The sequence below is a fragment of the Lysinibacillus sp. ZYM-1 genome (assembly GCF_001308875.1).
Lineage (GTDB): Bacteria > Bacillota > Bacilli > Bacillales_A > Planococcaceae > Lysinibacillus.
In genome coordinates this window covers 136783-153743 of record NZ_KQ465112.1, presented here as the reverse complement: position 1 = coordinate 153743, position 16961 = coordinate 136783, and the positions used below count along the sequence as shown (strand labels likewise).

The 16961-nt window shown below is 39.7% G+C and carries 12 protein-coding genes; all 12 read right to left on the bottom strand.

The window, feature by feature from the left end:
• Positions 1 to 53: 53 nt before the first annotated feature.
• The 12 genes from AO843_RS07970 to AO843_RS07915 all read right to left on the bottom strand — a co-directional run bounded on the left by AO843_RS07970 (position 54) and on the right by AO843_RS07915 (position 16706).
• Positions 54 to 1904, bottom strand: a complete 1851-nt coding sequence (locus tag AO843_RS07970; protein ID WP_054610587.1) for a dynamin family protein — start codon at positions 1902 to 1904, stop codon at positions 54 to 56.
• Positions 1905 to 2190: 286 nt separating this feature from the next.
• A complete protein-coding gene (gene rbsK, locus AO843_RS07965) occupies positions 2191 to 3075 on the bottom strand; it encodes a ribokinase (RefSeq protein WP_054610586.1) in 885 nt (294 codons plus the stop codon).
• Between the two features lie 435 nt (positions 3076 to 3510).
• Positions 3511 to 4101 (bottom strand): 3-isopropylmalate dehydratase small subunit, encoded by a 591-nt coding sequence (leuD, locus tag AO843_RS07960; RefSeq protein WP_054610585.1) that lies wholly within the window; start codon positions 4099 to 4101, stop codon positions 3511 to 3513.
• A gap of 35 nt (positions 4102 to 4136) precedes the next feature.
• Positions 4137 to 5546 carry a 3-isopropylmalate dehydratase large subunit gene (gene leuC / locus AO843_RS07955; protein WP_054610584.1) on the bottom strand — a complete coding sequence of 470 codons (1410 nt, stop codon included), beginning with the start codon at positions 5544 to 5546 and terminating at the stop codon, positions 4137 to 4139.
• Between the two features lie 17 nt (positions 5547 to 5563).
• A complete protein-coding gene (gene leuB / locus AO843_RS07950; protein WP_054610583.1) occupies positions 5564 to 6664 on the bottom strand; it encodes a 3-isopropylmalate dehydrogenase in 1101 nt (366 codons plus the stop codon).
• 177 nt (positions 6665 to 6841) lie between these two features.
• Positions 6842 to 8380: a 2-isopropylmalate synthase gene (locus AO843_RS07945; protein WP_054610582.1), complete on the bottom strand. Its 1539-nt coding sequence runs from the start codon at positions 8378 to 8380 to the stop codon at positions 6842 to 6844.
• Entirely contained in the window at positions 8367 to 9401 is a 1035-nt protein-coding gene (gene ilvC / locus AO843_RS07940) for a ketol-acid reductoisomerase (protein WP_054610581.1), read from the bottom strand. The genes AO843_RS07945 and ilvC overlap by 14 nt, the downstream gene beginning before the upstream one ends.
• Before the next feature lie 43 nt (positions 9402 to 9444).
• A complete protein-coding gene (gene ilvN / locus AO843_RS07935; RefSeq protein ID WP_036123293.1) occupies positions 9445 to 9960 on the bottom strand; it encodes an acetolactate synthase small subunit in 516 nt (171 codons plus the stop codon).
• A complete protein-coding gene (gene ilvB / locus AO843_RS07930; protein ID WP_054610580.1) occupies positions 9957 to 11723 on the bottom strand; it encodes a biosynthetic-type acetolactate synthase large subunit in 1767 nt (588 codons plus the stop codon). Before ilvB ends, ilvN begins: the two co-directional genes overlap by 4 nt.
• A gap of 462 nt (positions 11724 to 12185) precedes the next feature.
• Positions 12186 to 13856: a dihydroxy-acid dehydratase gene (ilvD, locus tag AO843_RS07925; RefSeq protein ID WP_054610579.1), complete on the bottom strand. Its 1671-nt coding sequence runs from the start codon at positions 13854 to 13856 to the stop codon at positions 12186 to 12188.
• 364 nt (positions 13857 to 14220) lie between these two features.
• Positions 14221 to 15543 (bottom strand): D-arabinono-1,4-lactone oxidase, encoded by a 1323-nt coding sequence (locus tag AO843_RS07920; protein WP_054610578.1) that lies wholly within the window; start codon positions 15541 to 15543, stop codon positions 14221 to 14223.
• Entirely contained in the window at positions 15531 to 16706 is a 1176-nt protein-coding gene (locus AO843_RS07915) for an amino acid deaminase/aldolase (RefSeq protein WP_054610577.1), read from the bottom strand. The genes AO843_RS07920 and AO843_RS07915 overlap by 13 nt, the downstream gene beginning before the upstream one ends.
• Positions 16707 to 16961: the final 255 nt, after the last annotated feature.

Here is a 16961-nt window from a genome sequence, read left to right as displayed (position 1 = left end):
GTCATTAAAAAAACGCCCTAAAAGATTCATTCTTTTAGAACGTTTTGTGAAGTCTATTCTTCGTATTGTATAGCTAATTTATTTTGAATTTCTGGAATGTCGTTCGATTTGACATCTTCTTCTTTCAAGGTAAGCATTTGTTTCGGATACATTTCTTGTACATCAAAAGGAATAGCAATACTCTCCATTTTATTATTCATTTGACTTCTTGCTAGTAAGCCATTGTTAGAAAGGTCGATGTTAAGAATAGCCTGTATCGTTTCATTAAGCATTTCCAGGTCCTTCGTTTTCAAAGGCATTTGCTCATGCATTAAGAAAGGTTGAAGATGGTCTTTAATATAACCCTGTGCTTCAATTAAACATGAAAATTCATTTAGTTTTTCTGCATAGCGCTTTAATTGTCGCTTCTCTTTCGCACGTTGTTGATTTAATTCCTGTACTTTTTGTTCAATACGACTTAAACGTTCCTTTACTAAATTGACTAAATATGGTTGAATACCTTGAAGTGCTTGCAACATAGAAGCTTCTGCATGCAGTACTTTGTCGTATTGAGCAACACAAACTACTTGCTGCTCATTTAATTTTTGCACACGCTCTTTGAAAAATTCATTTTGGGTATGTTGTCCAAAGATGGCTTTCATGAGTCCTTTGCCATGAATTTTTTTATGCTGCGCATCTAATCGCTCATATTCTCGTGAATATTCACTGTGCATATTACGATATTCACGCAACATTTGTTGATAGTAAACAGCTATTTCGGTAAATTCCTCCACCTTGTCATCTTGTAAATAATCATGTTGCGAAATAGTTTGTAATAGCTGATACAGTGTTTGAACATGTTTAAATGTATTTGCCACCTGTTCGTATTCTTGCTCATACTCCTTGACTATAGCTAAGTCACGCTGATAGCGAGAAAATTCATATTGGGTATCGCCTGCATATTTTTCAATATTCTCAACAGCAGATTGAAATGGATCACGTCGTGGAATAACAGTTAATTCGAAGCGGAATCGTTCAAGCCATTGTAAGAAGCGAATTAATATGGCATAGGTTTTTTTTTCACTATTTTCTGCAACACGATGTATGTTGGCAATTAAATGGTCGTATTGACTTTTTTGCCAAAGCTCATGGTTGTCTGTTTGCTTAGCTGCCAATGCATTTGTTGCGGAAATAGCTACAAAATCACTCATCAAGTGACCAATACGTTGTCGTTCTGAGGTAATAAATGCCTCTGCATCGTCATGGGCATCAATTCCATTAATAATACATAAAGGTTCGACTCCTTTATGTTTTAACGCATCTATTAATAATAGCTCAGCATCAATCGCCATTGATCCAGCACGTAAAACCCAGAATATTTCATCTACTCGATTCATAAGTGCTTCTGAGAAATAGGCCATTTCACCTCCCCCTGCTTCTAATGAAACCGAGTCAATGATTGTCACCGATTTTAATAAATCACTTTTTAAATATACTTCTAGGTAATCCAAATGTTCACGTAAAATCTGAGAAGCAAACGTATCACCAGTTGTTAGCAACTCTAATTTACTAAGATCAAATATGGCCACAACGCCATCTAAAAAATAGGCTTTAATCTCTTCATGTTCGCCATATCGAATAAATGTATTGACACTAGTTGGATGTTGATCATTTACAGATAAAACCTCACGTCCAAGGAGTCCATTGACAAGTGTCGTTTTACCCACTCGTTCTTTTCCGACGATTAAAATCATCGTTTGGTTATTAGCATCTTGAATAATACGATTTAAATGTTTTGCCGTATCTTTCACATATGTATTTTGGACAATAATACCGTACAATTGTCGCAGTTGATCAACAAATTGTGGCAATATATTATTCGCTGAGGTTGTATATTCGATTGGCGTGTTGTCAATGTTCGTCATCCTCAAAACCTCTTTTCGTATGTATCTATAAGACCATTATAAATGAAACTAATGCTTTACTAATACATGGAATGACGAAAAGAGGACAATATACTTATGCATTTATTCGGTAAATAGGAATTCATCCTTACACTTATTCAATGTTCATTTCACATATCATTCACAATTCAGACTAAAAGGAATAGCTAATTCTATGAATTTTACTAAAATTCTAGAATAATTTGCGATGTCATAACTACTCAGACCAGCTACTCAAATGAAAATGACCTTTCTCCTATATAGCATACTATGCCTCTGTGCCAGCCATACGCGCGTAAACCTCTCCAAGTGTAGGCATGCCTCCCTGTGCACTAAATTTTTCAACAGACAATGAGGCAGCAATATTAGCAAAGTAAACTGCCTCATCCAACGATTGACCCTCTACTAAGGCATGAGCTAATGCACCATTAAAAGTATCGCCAGCACCAGTCGTATCCACCGCTGTCGTCATATAGCCTGGGATATGAATCGGAAATGTACCATCAAAATAGCGTGCACCATTACTACCCAGTGTTATGATTAGTTTATTAGGATACTTTTCTAATAGCTGATCGAAGGGCTCATTAAAAATTTCTGCACATTCTGTTTCATTTGGCGTTAAATAGGTGATATCCTCCATCCACTGTCTATCAAAATTTGACGCTGGTGCTGGGTTTAACAATACTGGCACACCCACCTCTTTACATAGCTGAATGGCATATGCTGTTGTCTCTTTTGGAATTTCCAGTTGTATGATCACCATTTGGCTTTTTTGTATCAACGCCTTGGATGCTTCAAGATGTGAAGATGCCAACTCGTAGTTTGCACCAGGCACCACTACAATTCGATTATCTTGATCGTAAATAAGAATATTGGCAATGCCAGTTGGAGCTGAAGCGCTACAAACAATGGTATCTGTGGCTACTTGCTCTTGCTGTAAACCTGCACGTAATGTTTCACCAAAGCTATCTTGACCGACACAGCCAACCATTGTTACGTCACTGCCAAGTCGAGCCGCAGCAATTGCCTGATTTGCCCCTTTTCCTCCTGGTACTGTTTGAAATGCATGACCTAGAATCGTTTCCCCTTGCTTTGGAAAAGCATTCATTTGTACAACTAAATCCATATTTAAACTTCCTATTACTGTAATCATTGATTTCCCTACCTTTCTTCTAAGCTCTATTTTAATGGAGAAAAAAAGGACAGGATGTTTTCAAAGCCTTTTTAGAGTTTACCTAATAACCCTTTTCTAGCCTCAAGTTCAATTCTGCTATCACAATTTTCGCAGGAGAATTTTCCTTTCATATTTCTTTTATACAAGTTGTATTTCTTTGTCCCTTCAACTACTTCAAACGTCTTTTTACAAAAAATACAGGAAACCGAATAAGTAATCATCATCTATTCTCCTTTCAGTTAACTTACTACTTTCACATTATCAAAATATTCCATTTATTCATAGTGCTTATATTCAGAACATTCATATTCAAATTCCTTCTATTCACATTCTATACATAATTTTAGGAATGAATATTTGCCAAAGAAAAAAACTGAAGACAACTTTAAGTTTGTCTTCAGTCTACAAAAATATTTAATAGGCTACTCGCTTCGCTTCATATGCAGCAATATGATCTTCATATTTAAAGGTTAAGGCAATTTCATCCCAACCATTTAGCAATGTTTCCTTGTAGTACGGATCAATTGCGAAATGATAGACAGTTCCGTCACTACCTGAAACCGTTTGTGCTGCAAGATTCACTTCCATGGAATACGGATTTGCCATACCCTTTGCTAGGATTCCATCACATTCAGCTTCTGTTAGCTTAATGGGTAGAATCCCATTTTTAAAACAATTGTTATGGAAAATATCCGCAAATGACGGTGCGATGACGACATTAAATCCATAATCCAATATGGCCCACGGTGCGTGTTCTCTGGACGAACCACAGCCGAAATTATCCTGTGCTACTAGAATTTTTGACTCTTTAAATTCTGGTTTGTTTAATATAAAGTCATTTATTTCATTGCCCTCTGCATCAAAGCGCCAATGATAAAATAAAAATTGTCCAAAGCCTGTGCGCTCAATTCGCTTTAAAAACTCTTTTGAAATAATTTGATCCGTATCAACATTTTTACGATCAAGAGGTGTGATGACACTATTTACGATATTAATTGGTTCCATTTTCAATCATCCCTTCCGTGTAAAAACAACAAGCCCTACACAGTTTCCTTCACAAATTCACGTACATCTACAAAGTGACCCGCGATGGCAGCAGCGGCTGCCATTGGTGGAGATACTAAATGTGTACGAGAACCTGCGCCCTGACGTCCTTCAAAGTTCCGGTTGGATGTAGAGGCACAGCGTTCACCAGCTGGTACTACATCATCATTCATGGCTAAACACATGGAGCAACCCGACTCCCGCCATTCAAAGCCAGCAGCTATAAAAACTTTATCCAAGCCTTCTGCCTCTGCTTGCTTTTTCGTCGAATGGGAGCCTGGCACAACGATTGCTGTAACATTACCATGCACCTTCCGCCCTTTGATAACATCAGCAGCTGCACGTAAGTCGCTAATACGGGAGTTCGTACAGGAGCCAATAAATACATGCTGGATGTCAATAGACGTTAATGGTTGCCCTTCCTCTAAGCCCATATAAGCAAGTGCATTTTGGAGCGCAGCCTTATCGGATTCATCCTTATAGTCTTCTTGTGTTGGGACATGACCAGAAACACCCGTACCCATCGATGGATTTGTTCCCCATGTAATAATGGGTTCAATTTCTTCCGCATGAATAATACGAACTGTATCGTAAGTAGCATCCTCATCAGAAGCTAAACTTAACCAGTAGTCGGCTGCTTCCTCAAATTTTTCACTTTGTGGTGCATATTTACGACCACGAATATAGTCTACAGTTGTTTGATCCGGTGAAATAAGCCCTGCCTTGGCACCTGCCTCAATCGACATATTACAAATCGTCATTCTTTCTTCCATAGACAGTTTGTGGATAGCCTCTCCAGTGAATTCCACAATATATCCTGTGCCAACACCAATTCCGAACTTTGCGATGATGGCTAGAATAATATCCTTAGCTGCTACTCCGATTGATAGCTCGCCTTCAACACGAATCTCCATTGTCTTTGGCTTATTTTGCCATAGTGTTTGCGTCGATAATACATGCTCTACCTCTGATGTTCCAATACCGAAGGCAATCGCCCCAAAGGCACCGTGCGTAGATGTATGAGAGTCACCACAGACAATGGTTTTACCAGGCTGTGTTAGTCCTAACTCTGGTCCAATGACGTGGACAATCCCTTGATCGGGATGACCCATACCTGCAAGCTCAACACCAAACTCTTCAGCATTTTTAGCCAACGTTTCAATTTGGTTACGTGCGATTGGATCATGGATAGTTGGTAAATTTTTTGTTGGGACATTATGGTCCATTGTTGCAAAGCTTAAATCTGGACGACGTACTTGACGTCCATTCAATCGAAGCCCTTCAAAAGCTTGCGGAGAAGTTACTTCATGAATTAAATGAAGATCAATATATAACAGGTCCGGTTTGCCCTCTTCCTGATAAACAACATGTTTATCCCAAATCTTTTCAATTATATTTTTGCCCATTGTCTTCACCTATTTCTTTAAATATATGTTGTCATAATGCTTTGTGAAACAAAACTAGTATCAATTTCGTTAATTATCTTATCTGTCCATTCATTAGTTGATAATATACGACTGCCATCACGGGCAAGATCTGCTGTAAAATAACCATCATCAAATACTGCACTTACAGCACGTTCAATTTCCGCTGCCTCTTCCTTCAAGCCAAATGAGTATTGAAGCATCATCGCTACAGAAAGAATAGTTGCTGCAGGATTCGCCACTCCTTGCCCTGCAATCTCAGGTGCTGATCCATGTACTGGTTCATATAAGCCAAAATTATCCCCACGAATAGATGCAGATGGTAATACACCTAGAGAACCCGTAATCACTGATGCTTCATCACTTAAAATATCCCCAAACATGTTTTCTGTAACTACTACATCATAGTGTCCTGGATTTGTAATAAGTTTCATAGCTACAGAATCCACTAAGTTATGCTCTACCAATACATCTGGATATTCTTTTTTCTTTGCTTCTACAACTTCACGCCACAAACGACTTGTTTCAAGAACATTCGCCTTGTCAACAGAGCATAATTTGCCTCCACGTAAACGTGCTAACTCAAAGGCATTTTCAACGATACGTTCTACTTCTGCTTTCGAGTAAACAGTTGTATCAATTGCGCCATTTTCAGTACGCATACGTGGTTCCCCGAAGTATACGCCACCTGTTAGTTCTCGAACAATCATTAAATCAACGTTTTCAGCTACTTCACGCTTTAATGGTGAAGCATCTAGTAAACTCGGGAACGCCTTTACTGGACGTAGATTTGCAAATAGGTCAAAGTGTTTGCGAATTCGCAATAATCCCTTTTCTGGGCGTAATTCAGGTGGATTCTGATCCCACTTTGGTCCACCAACAGCTCCTAGTAAAATCGCATCACTCTTCTCACACATCTCAATTGTCTCATCTGGTAGTGGATTATTGTGTTGGTCGATGGCAGCGCCCCCGATTGTTCCATATCCTAAATGGAAAGTATGATTAAATCGCTTACCAATCACTTGTAATACACGCACAGCAGAAGCAACAACCTCTGGCCCAATTCCGTCACCAGGAAGTACTGTAATTTTTTTCTCCATCGTCAAAACACCTTTCTTTGTATAGCGCATTCGCTAATTTAGTAAAGACACTCACCTAAATCATAGATTGGTGAGCGTATTCAATTTTTCTTCATCGACCCAATACGCCATGATTATTGCATCCGACTTGTGAATGGTACCTCACACATTCCACTACCTCTAAAACTGGACGATCATTTAACAAACTGGATGTGCGCGAAGGCTGGCTTGTATTAAATGACGGTTAATAGCATTTAAATAAGCTTTCGCCGATGCTTCCAAAACATCCTGAGAGGAGTTGCGGCCTGTCGTCGATACATCATCATAACGAATATTAATAACAGCTTCACCAAGTGCATCTCGGCCTTTGCCCACCGATGTCACACGATAATCAATCACATGAACAGCGCTTGGTACAAGCTGCTCTAGCGTGTTAAAAATGGCTTCTACTGAACCAGAGCCAGTGGCAACTACCGTTTTCTCTAATCCCTCTGGTGTCAGCACAATGGCTGTAGCCGTCGGAATATTTTCTGTTCCGTATTGCACCTGCACCATTTTTAATTCAAAAAGTGGCACATCTTCTAATTGAATTTGCTGTTCTGTAAGAAGCGTTAGTAAATCTTCCTCTGTAATTTCTTTTTTACGATCAGCCAATTTTTTAAATTCCACAAACGCTTTATTCAGCTTCTCGTCCGAAAGCTCAAAGCCCATTGTTTCGGCCCGATCACGGAAGGCTGCACGACCAGAGTGTTTCCCAAGAACTAAAGGTATTGCTCCCTCACCAATTAGCGCCGGAGAAATAATTTCATAGGTTTCTGGATTTTTTAAGACACCATCCTGATGGATACCAGATTCGTGGGCAAATGCATTTTTCCCAACAATCGCTTTGTTTGGTTGAATCACGACGTTTGTCAATTTACTGACTAATTGCGACGTACGTTTAATTTCATGTAGCTGTATCCCTGTTTCCACCTCATAAATATCCTTGCGAATATGAAGTGCCACGGCTATTTCTTCTAACGCTACATTGCCTGCCCGCTCACCAATGCCATTAATCGTGCCCTCCACTTGTGCAGCACCATTTTCGATAGCCGCAATTGTATTGGCTGTCGCCATTCCTAAGTCGTCATGACAATGTGCAGAAAATTTGACTTTGTCAGCACCTTTTACGTTTTCCAATAGAAACTTAAATAAAGCACCATATTCTTGAGGAGAGGCATACCCGACAGTGTCAGGAACGTTAATCGTTGTAGCACCAGCGGCAATCACTTCATTCATAATCCGTACTAAAAATTCACGATCTGAACGGAACGCATCCTCAGCGGACCATTGCACAAGGGGAAAGTATTTTTTCGCGTATTTAACGGCTTCAACCGCTTGCTCAACCACTTGCTCTGGGGACTTTTTCAACTTGTATTTCATATGAATTGGTGATGTAGCTAGAAAAATATGAATATGTGGTTGTTGGGCTACTTTAATAGCTTCCCATGTCGTATCAATATCCTTTTGGATACAACGAGCAAGACCCGTTACGACTGAATTTTTTACTATATCCGCAATGCGATGGACTGCATCAAAGTCACCGGGTGACGAAGCAGGAAACCCTGCTTCAATAATTGTCACACCAAGGCGCTCTAACTGTTTGGCTATTTCTATTTTCTCTGCTGTATTTAAGTTGATTCCAGCGGATTGTTCACCATCGCGAAGCGTAGTATCAAAAATATCAATTTTTCGCACTTGTAGCCACTTCTCTTACCACTTTTTCTTTACCTTCGTTGATGAATGGCATCATTGCACGTAGTTTTGTGCCCACTTCTTCGATTTGATGGTTTGCACCAGCCTCTTTGAATTTTGTATATTCAGGGCGACCATTTTCATTTTCTTGAATCCAGCGACGAGCAAACGTACCATCTTGGATATCCGTTAACACGTCTTTCATACGAGCCTTTACAGACTCATCGATAATGCGTGGTCCTGCCACATAATCGCCCCACTCAGCTGTATCTGATACTGAGTAACGCATTGTTGCCATACCACCTTCAAACATTAGGTCAACAATTAATTTAAGTTCATGTAGCGTTTCAAAGTATGCTAATTCTGGTTGGTAACCTGCTTCCACTAGCGTTTCGAATCCTGCTCTTACTAGTTGCGTTGCACCACCACAAAGTACTGCTTGTTCGCCAAATAGATCTGTTTCAGTTTCTTCTTTAAATGTTGTTTCAAGAAGGCCACCACGTGCAGCACCAATTCCTTTACCATAAGCAAGTGCTAAATCTTTTGCTTGGCCAGTTGCATCTTGATGGATAGCGAATAAACCTGGTACACCAGCACCTTCTTGAAATTGACGACGAACTAAATGCCCTGGACCCTTTGGTGCTACTAAAAATACATCCACGTCTGCTGGTGGTGTAATTTGCCCAAAGTGAATATTGAAGCCGTGTGCAAACATTAAGGTTTTCCCTGCTTGTAGATATGGAGCAATTTCTGCTTCATAAACAGCTTTTTGTCGCTCATCTGGTAGTAGAATTTGGATAACATCTGCTTCTTGTGCTGCTTCAGCCACTGTTTTTACGTCAATACCATCTGCTTTTGCTGCATCGAAAGATCCACCTGGGCGAACCCCTACTACTACGTCAAAGCCTGATTCTTTAAGATTTAGTGCATGTGCATGACCTTGTGAGCCATAACCGATGATAGCAATTTTCTTTCCTTTTAATACGTCCTCGTTGATATTTTGTTCATAGTACATTGTAGCCATAGTTAATTTCCTCCTAGAATTTGGTTTAATTTTTATATGCAAACTATTTTAAAATAGAGAGCTGCGGATTTGAGATTTTTTGTGTTTCACGAACAGAGGCAGTTGCTCCTGTACGCGTCAGTTCTTTAATGCCATACGGTCGAATGAGTTCGATAAAGGCATCAATCTTTTCTGGGTGTCCTACGACTTGATATGTCACAACATTTTTAGCTGTGTCAATGATTTGAGCACGGAACGGTTCGACAATTGAATTCATTTCCAATCGTAAATTTGGCGGTGAGATAACCTTTACTAGTGCTAGTTCTCTCAGGACAATCGATTTATCAGTAATATCATTTACCTTTAATACATCAATTTGTTTGGATAATTGCTTCACCAGCTGTTCTATTTTGCGTTCATCCTCTACGTTGACAACAAAGGTCATTTTTGAAAAATTCGGTTGCTCTGTATGACCAACTGTAATGGATTCAATATTAAACTGACGTTTCATCAGTAATCCTGTTAATCGGTTTAACACACCACTTTGATTAATCACAGTTACGGTAATTACTCGTTTCAATTCTTTTTCACCCCAATCATTTCATGTAAGCCTTTGCCTGGTGCTACCATTGGGTATACACATTCAAGCTGTTTCACACGACAATCAATTAATACTGGCTCGTCAGAAAGTAGTGCCTCACGGAAAATTGTCTCTGCCTCATCAATTGTGTTAATGCGATAACCTTTAATGCTATATGCATCCGCTAATTTAACAAAATCTGGTTGGATCGGCATAAGCGAGGATGAATAACGCTCTTCATAGAACGTTTCTTGCCATTGACGGACCATTCCTAGACAGCTGTTATTCAAGATCACTATTTTTACTGGTAAGTTAAATTCCTGTAGAATGGAAAGCTCCTGTGCAGTCATTTGGAATCCAGCATCTCCTACAATTGAAATAACTTTTTTGTCTGGCTTCGCAAATTGAGCACCAATTGCGGCTGGGAAGCCGAAGCCCATCGTACCAAGTCCACCAGACGTTACCCAAGCATGATCGTTATTTAAGTGATAGTACTGCGCCGTCCACATCTGATGCTGACCAACATCTGTTGTAACAATGGCATCACCCTCTGTAATCTTGTGTACTAATCGCAATGCCTCTTGTGGTAAAATTTCTTGATCATCTGCATTTTTGCAATACCATAATGGATATTCATTGGCATGATTTCTTAAATATGCTAGCCATTCTGTTGTATCAGGACCTTCAAAATCCTTTTTCAGTATTGCTTTTAATGCTTCTTTTGCATCTGCCACAATCGGAATATCTGTCGGTACATTTTTACCAATTTCAGCTGGATCAATATCGATATGGACAATCGTCGCATTTGGTGCAAACGTAGCTAAATTACCTGTTAAACGATCGTCAAAACGAGCACCAATATTGAGTAATAGATCTGCTTTTGTTATAGCTGTGTTTGCTGTTGCCGTACCATGCATACCGGCCATCCCGAGGAATAATTCATGCTCACCATGAATGGACCCTAAACCTAGTAAAGTATTCGTTACTGGGATCCGATATTTTTCTGCGAATGCCGTTAATTCTTCACGTGCATCGGCAAAGAGAACACCAGCACCAGCTAAGATGACTGGATTTTTTGCCAAAGAAATTGCTTGAATGGCCTTTTGAATTTGTAAATAGTTAGGTTTATAGGTTGGTTGATAGCCTGGCAAATAAATTTCATCTGGTGCCTCGGGTGGATTCTCTACATCAAACAACATTTGTGAAACGTCCTTAGGGAAGTCCACTACAACTGGCCCCTTACGACCTGTGCTGGCAATATGGAAAGCTTCTTTAACAATACGCGGGATGTCATTCACATCTTGTACTTGGTAATTGTGTTTCGTGATTGGTGTCGTAATCCCCATAATATCTGCTTCTTGGAAAGCATCTGTGCCAATAACAGATGTAGCAACCTGGCCAGTGAATACCACTAATGGAATGGAATCAATCATGGCATCCGCTATACCCGTTACAAGATTTGTTGCTCCCGGTCCACTTGTGGCAATGACAACGCCCGTATTCCCTGAAACACGAGCATATCCTTCCGCTGCATGAATGGCACCCTGTTCATGTCTTGTTAAAATATGGCGGATCGGATTTTTATACATCGCATCATAGATAGGTAATACTGCACCACCTGGATAGCCAAAGATGATTTCAACACCCTGATCGTGCAATGCCTGCACTAATACATCGGCCCCGTCCTTTGCTTGATAGGTTTGTTCAACTGTTGTAGTTGTTGCTAATTGTTCTTTTTCATTGATTGAAACATTCGCACTCATCAAAATATGCCTCCTTCATTTCTTTCAAACTCACACATCAGTGTTGTAGATTAGTGAAGTGTCACTAGCTGGATTGCCTATGCCCTCCTCCTTTAGAAGGAGAGTTTGCTAATTACATTGTGAAAATAATAAAAAGCCTTTTTCTCCACACGCAAAGAACTACCTTACGTAGGGATGAAAAAGACTTTCCATGGTACCACCCTTTTTTATAGCAAATAATTGCTACCTCGCGAATAAAAGACAGCATTTATGCAACCAATAGGGTGACATAAAACTTTTATTCATTAATAACGAGCACTTTCGAATATGCCCGGAGCTATCTAATGGTGTAAACACGTTTAATAGCTCACTCCGAGGGGATGTCGGATCTAGTTGTATCGCCGGCTTCCAGCACGACCGGCTCTCTGGTAGATACAAGGCTCTAGAACCTTTAACCTCATCAACGTTTTCAATTATCTAGTTTTAAATCTTCATGACGCCTCCAGTAGAAGCGTTTGTCACTAATTTTGAATATCTTGCGAGCCAACCACGTTTAATTTTAGGCTCAAAGACTGGTAATTTTGCACGACGTTCAGCTAAAACTTCCTCTGAAACTTGTAAATTAATCGTACGGTTCGGTAGATCAATTTCAATAATATCTCCGTTTTCTACTAAAGCAATTGGACCTCCTTCAGCAGCTTCTGGTGAAATATGTCCGATTGAAATACCGCGTGATGCCCCTGAGAAACGACCATCCGTGATTAATGCCACTTTTGTGCCAAGGCCACGACCTTGAATCGCAGATGTTGGTGCAAGCATTTCTGGCATCCCTGGGCCACCCTTAGGACCTTCGTAGCGAATGACGACTACATGGCCCTCTTGCACTGTTCCATTATCAATATTTTCTTGTGCTGCTTCTTGTGATTCAAAGACAATTGCCTCACCTTTGAATACTTTGATGGAAGGATCTACAGCGCCTACTTTAATAACCGAGCCTTCTGGTGCGATATTACCGAATAATACCGATAAACCACCTACAGCACTATATGGATTTTCTTTCGTTCGAATGACTTGATCATTTGTGATGTAATGATCTTTGACTAACTCACCCATTGTTACTCCTGCCACTGTTGGACGATTTGGGTGTATAGCGCCTGGGATAGACACTAATTCATTAATAATGGCACTAACACCACCGGCTTTATTGATATCATCCATTGAAATATCTGAAGCAGGCATGATTTTCGCTAAATATGGTACTCGTTCTGCTACTTTATTAATATCTTCAATGTTGTAATCTATTTCTGCTTCATTGGCAATGGCTAATGTATGTAGAACTGTGTTGGTAGAGCCACCCATAGCCATATCCAGTGCAAATGCATCATCAATTGCCTCTTTTGTGATAATATCGCGTGGCTTAATATCTTCTTTTACCATACGAACTAATTGTTTAGCAGCTTCTTTAATCAGCTTATGACGCTCTTCAGAAGTGGCTACGATTGTTCCATTCCCTGGTAAAGCAACACCGAGCATTTCCATTAAGCAGTTCATGGAGTTTGCGGTAAACATCCCTGAACATGAACCACAAGTTGGACACGCATTATTTTCAATATCTAATAGCTCTTCAGCTGACATTTTTCCTGATTTATGTGCCCCTACACCTTCAAAAACTGATGTTAATGAAAGCTGTTTGCCTGTGGCAGATGTCCCCGCCTCCATTGGACCACCAGAAACAAAAATCGATGGTACGTTGGTACGTACTGCTGCCATTAGCATACCGGGTGTAATTTTGTCACAGTTTGGAATATAAAATACGCCATCAAACCAGTGTGCATTAATAACCGTCTCAGCTGAGTCTGCTATAATTTCACGACTTGGTAATGAATAGCGCATACCAATATGCCCCATTGCAATACCATCATCGACACCAATTGTATTAAATTCGAATGGAATACCACCCGCTTCAATAATGGCTTCTTTCACAACATCAGCGAACGTACGTAAATGAACGTGACCTGGTATTATGTCGATGTAAGAGTTACAAACCCCAATAAATGGCTTGCCTAAATCTTTTGCTTTTACTTTGCCTGTTGCATATAAAAGACTTCGATGTGGCGCTCGATCTACGCCTACTTTTATCATGTCACTTCTCATTTTAAACGCCCCTCATTTAATGCTTTCCATACCATGTTCGTTGCTATATACAAAATCTTCTGTCTATTTCATTTTTGTTTATAGATTAACAGCTTTCTAGAGTGCAACTGCTGTAACGAACGTGTTAAATTGTTGTAATCATAGTACGAAAAAAAGGTCCCGTCAACACTATTTTTTGAATTGTTCAAACAATTAAAAAAATCTGTCAAAATTGAAATCGTTTACATGCTGATTAAGCATCAGTTTTATCTCGCTTTGATAAAAATTTTGACATTTCGTTCAAATTTTAATTTTTCAAAAATACAGAACAATAGTTTTCCTAATATTTATATAGACTCGGAAAGAATAGAAAATGAGATAACGCTTACAATAGAAATAATTTTTTTAAATACCCTGTGAAAAACACTTGATCGGGATCATATTGTTGTCGAATTTTTAAAAACTTTTCAATTTCGAGATACAATTCATAAACTGTTTGAGCCGTTAAATGATTTTGTTTTCCCCAATGAGGACGGCCTTCATATTTTTGCATCAACGTATGCACCCATTTAAAATAAGGCTCTTCCGACATCCCTTTATACATATGAAAGGCTATAAAAGCAGACTCTTGCCCCTGCGTAGGACTTAAAAAGCCTGCTTCCCCCGCAGTTGTCCGACATTCTAATGGAAAATGAACATTAAAAATGCCCTTTTTAAAGGTTGCATGAATTTCTTCCAAACAAGCTTCAAATTGAGATAACGGGATAGCATATTCACTTTCTTGGAACTTCACACTACGAGGAGAAGGATAAATTTCATAGCTTATGCCTACCTTTTCACTTTCCACAACATTAGCAGCCGCTATTTTACTCATAGTACCACTTAAAGCTGGTTTCCACTTACAAAGCTCAGACATCGCAAAAAAAGCACCATTTTCCACAATTTGCAGCTTTAACGTTTCGATTTTCTTATTCCATTCACTTTGATAAACCGGAGCAACAGCATTCATACGCTTTACTTGAATCGTCTCACTACCAGGGAAATAGAACCATTCCACATGGCGATGTTGTCGGATATCCTCCGCAAACCCCGTGAGCCCGCTGGCCAACGTATCTCTTGCTCCAACATAATGCAGACCATATAATGGCATAACCTTGATTGTTACTTTGACAAGAACACCAAGCATCCCTAGCGATATATGGAGCGCTTCAGATAAATCGTCTAGCCCTCGTCGATGCTCCTGATAAGTACCAGTCCCATCTACAAATCCCCATGTCATTACAGCTGATGACAAAGAACCAAGTGTAACTCCTGTGCCATGTGTCCCCGTTGAAACTGCTCCTGCAATAGTTTGCTCCTGAATATCTCCCATATTAATTAAAGCAAAACCATGCTTCGCTAACAGTGGTCCAATTTCATATAAATAGGTCCCAGCCCATAAAGTTGCCTCCTGCCTTTCCTCATTCACAGCGATTAAACCGCGCATATTATGTAAGGAAATAGCTATATGTTCTGGCATTGCCACAGCGCTAAATGAGTGTGCTGCACCCGTAACTCGAATCGTCTTTGCTGATTCACGTGCATGCTTAACGATCATTGAAACCTCTTCAATGGAATGAGGTAAGTACATTTCACTTGGATAGGAAATAACATTCCCAGCCCAATTTGTCCATTTTTCCCCATTTCGCCATTTTTCTACAGAAAACATTGTCCATCCCCCCTGTATGTTGTATAAGGTCCTACATACTTGTCCCCTCGAACACCATGTAATACTTGGAAACGTTCACAGAGCTCTCCAGCCTTTGCATGTCGAAAATAAATTGTATCGCCAATATTAACGTTTTCCCCCTTGACCTTTATAGGTGTTTGTACCTCTCCTGCTCCCTCTAAGCTAAGATATGCATAATTAGTAGGCTCATAGAATACAGGTAAACGATCACTACCAATCGCCCCAGAAGCTGTATAACCTCCACCATGACAAACAACGATATTTTTATCAGGCTTCCTCGTGACACTTAAGGCAAATCCAGCTGCCTTTTCAAGCTGTAAATGTGTAAATTGATCAAACAGTGCAGGAGCATAAAATGCAGAGCCAACCGTAATTTCAGTGACTTCTTTCTGTTGAGTAGTATATGTCATACTACCTGAACCCCCTCCATTGACAAAACGCAAAGTTGGAAAATAGGCCTTGATATGAGCTATAGCTAATCGACGAAATTGGGTAACTTGCTTTTTCGCCTGTGTTTGCATGGCTTCTATAACTCTACCTTTTAAAATATTTGCTGGACGGTTGCCAACGCCTGCAATTTGTGCCTCATAGCCCATAGCCCCTACTACTTCAATAGAAGGATTCTTTCTAATTGCTAGTAAAAAAGGAGTCAACGTCTCAAGAGAGTATAAGGATGAACGCTTCGTTCCGAAGTACAATAATTTAAAATCATTTGAAACATTGATATCAATGCAAACCTGAACACGCACACCCATTTCATCCCCTATCTCCGCCAATAGTTGGATATGCTCTTGTCGATCAACCATAAACGTAACCGTTTTTCCCTCTTTCACATAATGCAATAATCGACGTATAGCTCCCTCTTCCATCACTGGATAGCCTAGTAGTAAATCATCAAATTGCTGCTGTAAGAGAAAAATCGTCTCTGCTGCTGTGAAAGTCATAAACCCTACAACATTCTGGAGGTTTTTTTGAACATAACGAAGCACCTCCACTGAACGAATCGATTTTGTCGCTATACGAATTGGTTTTTCTCCACATGCATGTTGCACAGTTTGCATGTTTTTATCTAGTGCATCTAAATCCAACCAAGCAAATGGCCGTTCCAAATGACAAAACGTTTGATTCCATCCTGTTGTCATTGAATCCCTCCCTTTATGTACTATGTATTTGACATTTGACAGAATAATCCCTTTATTCAAAATAAAAACAACCGTGAGCAGTTACCTAAATATGCCTACACGGTTGTTTTAAAATGGGACAAACATTTCATTCACCTTTCTATTAAATTGGTTACGATGCGTATACGAAATCCGCTGCTAGATTTAACATAACTAACAAATGTAAGCCTGCAATTAGTAAACCTTGACGATTCAAACGTTTCATTACAGCCATAT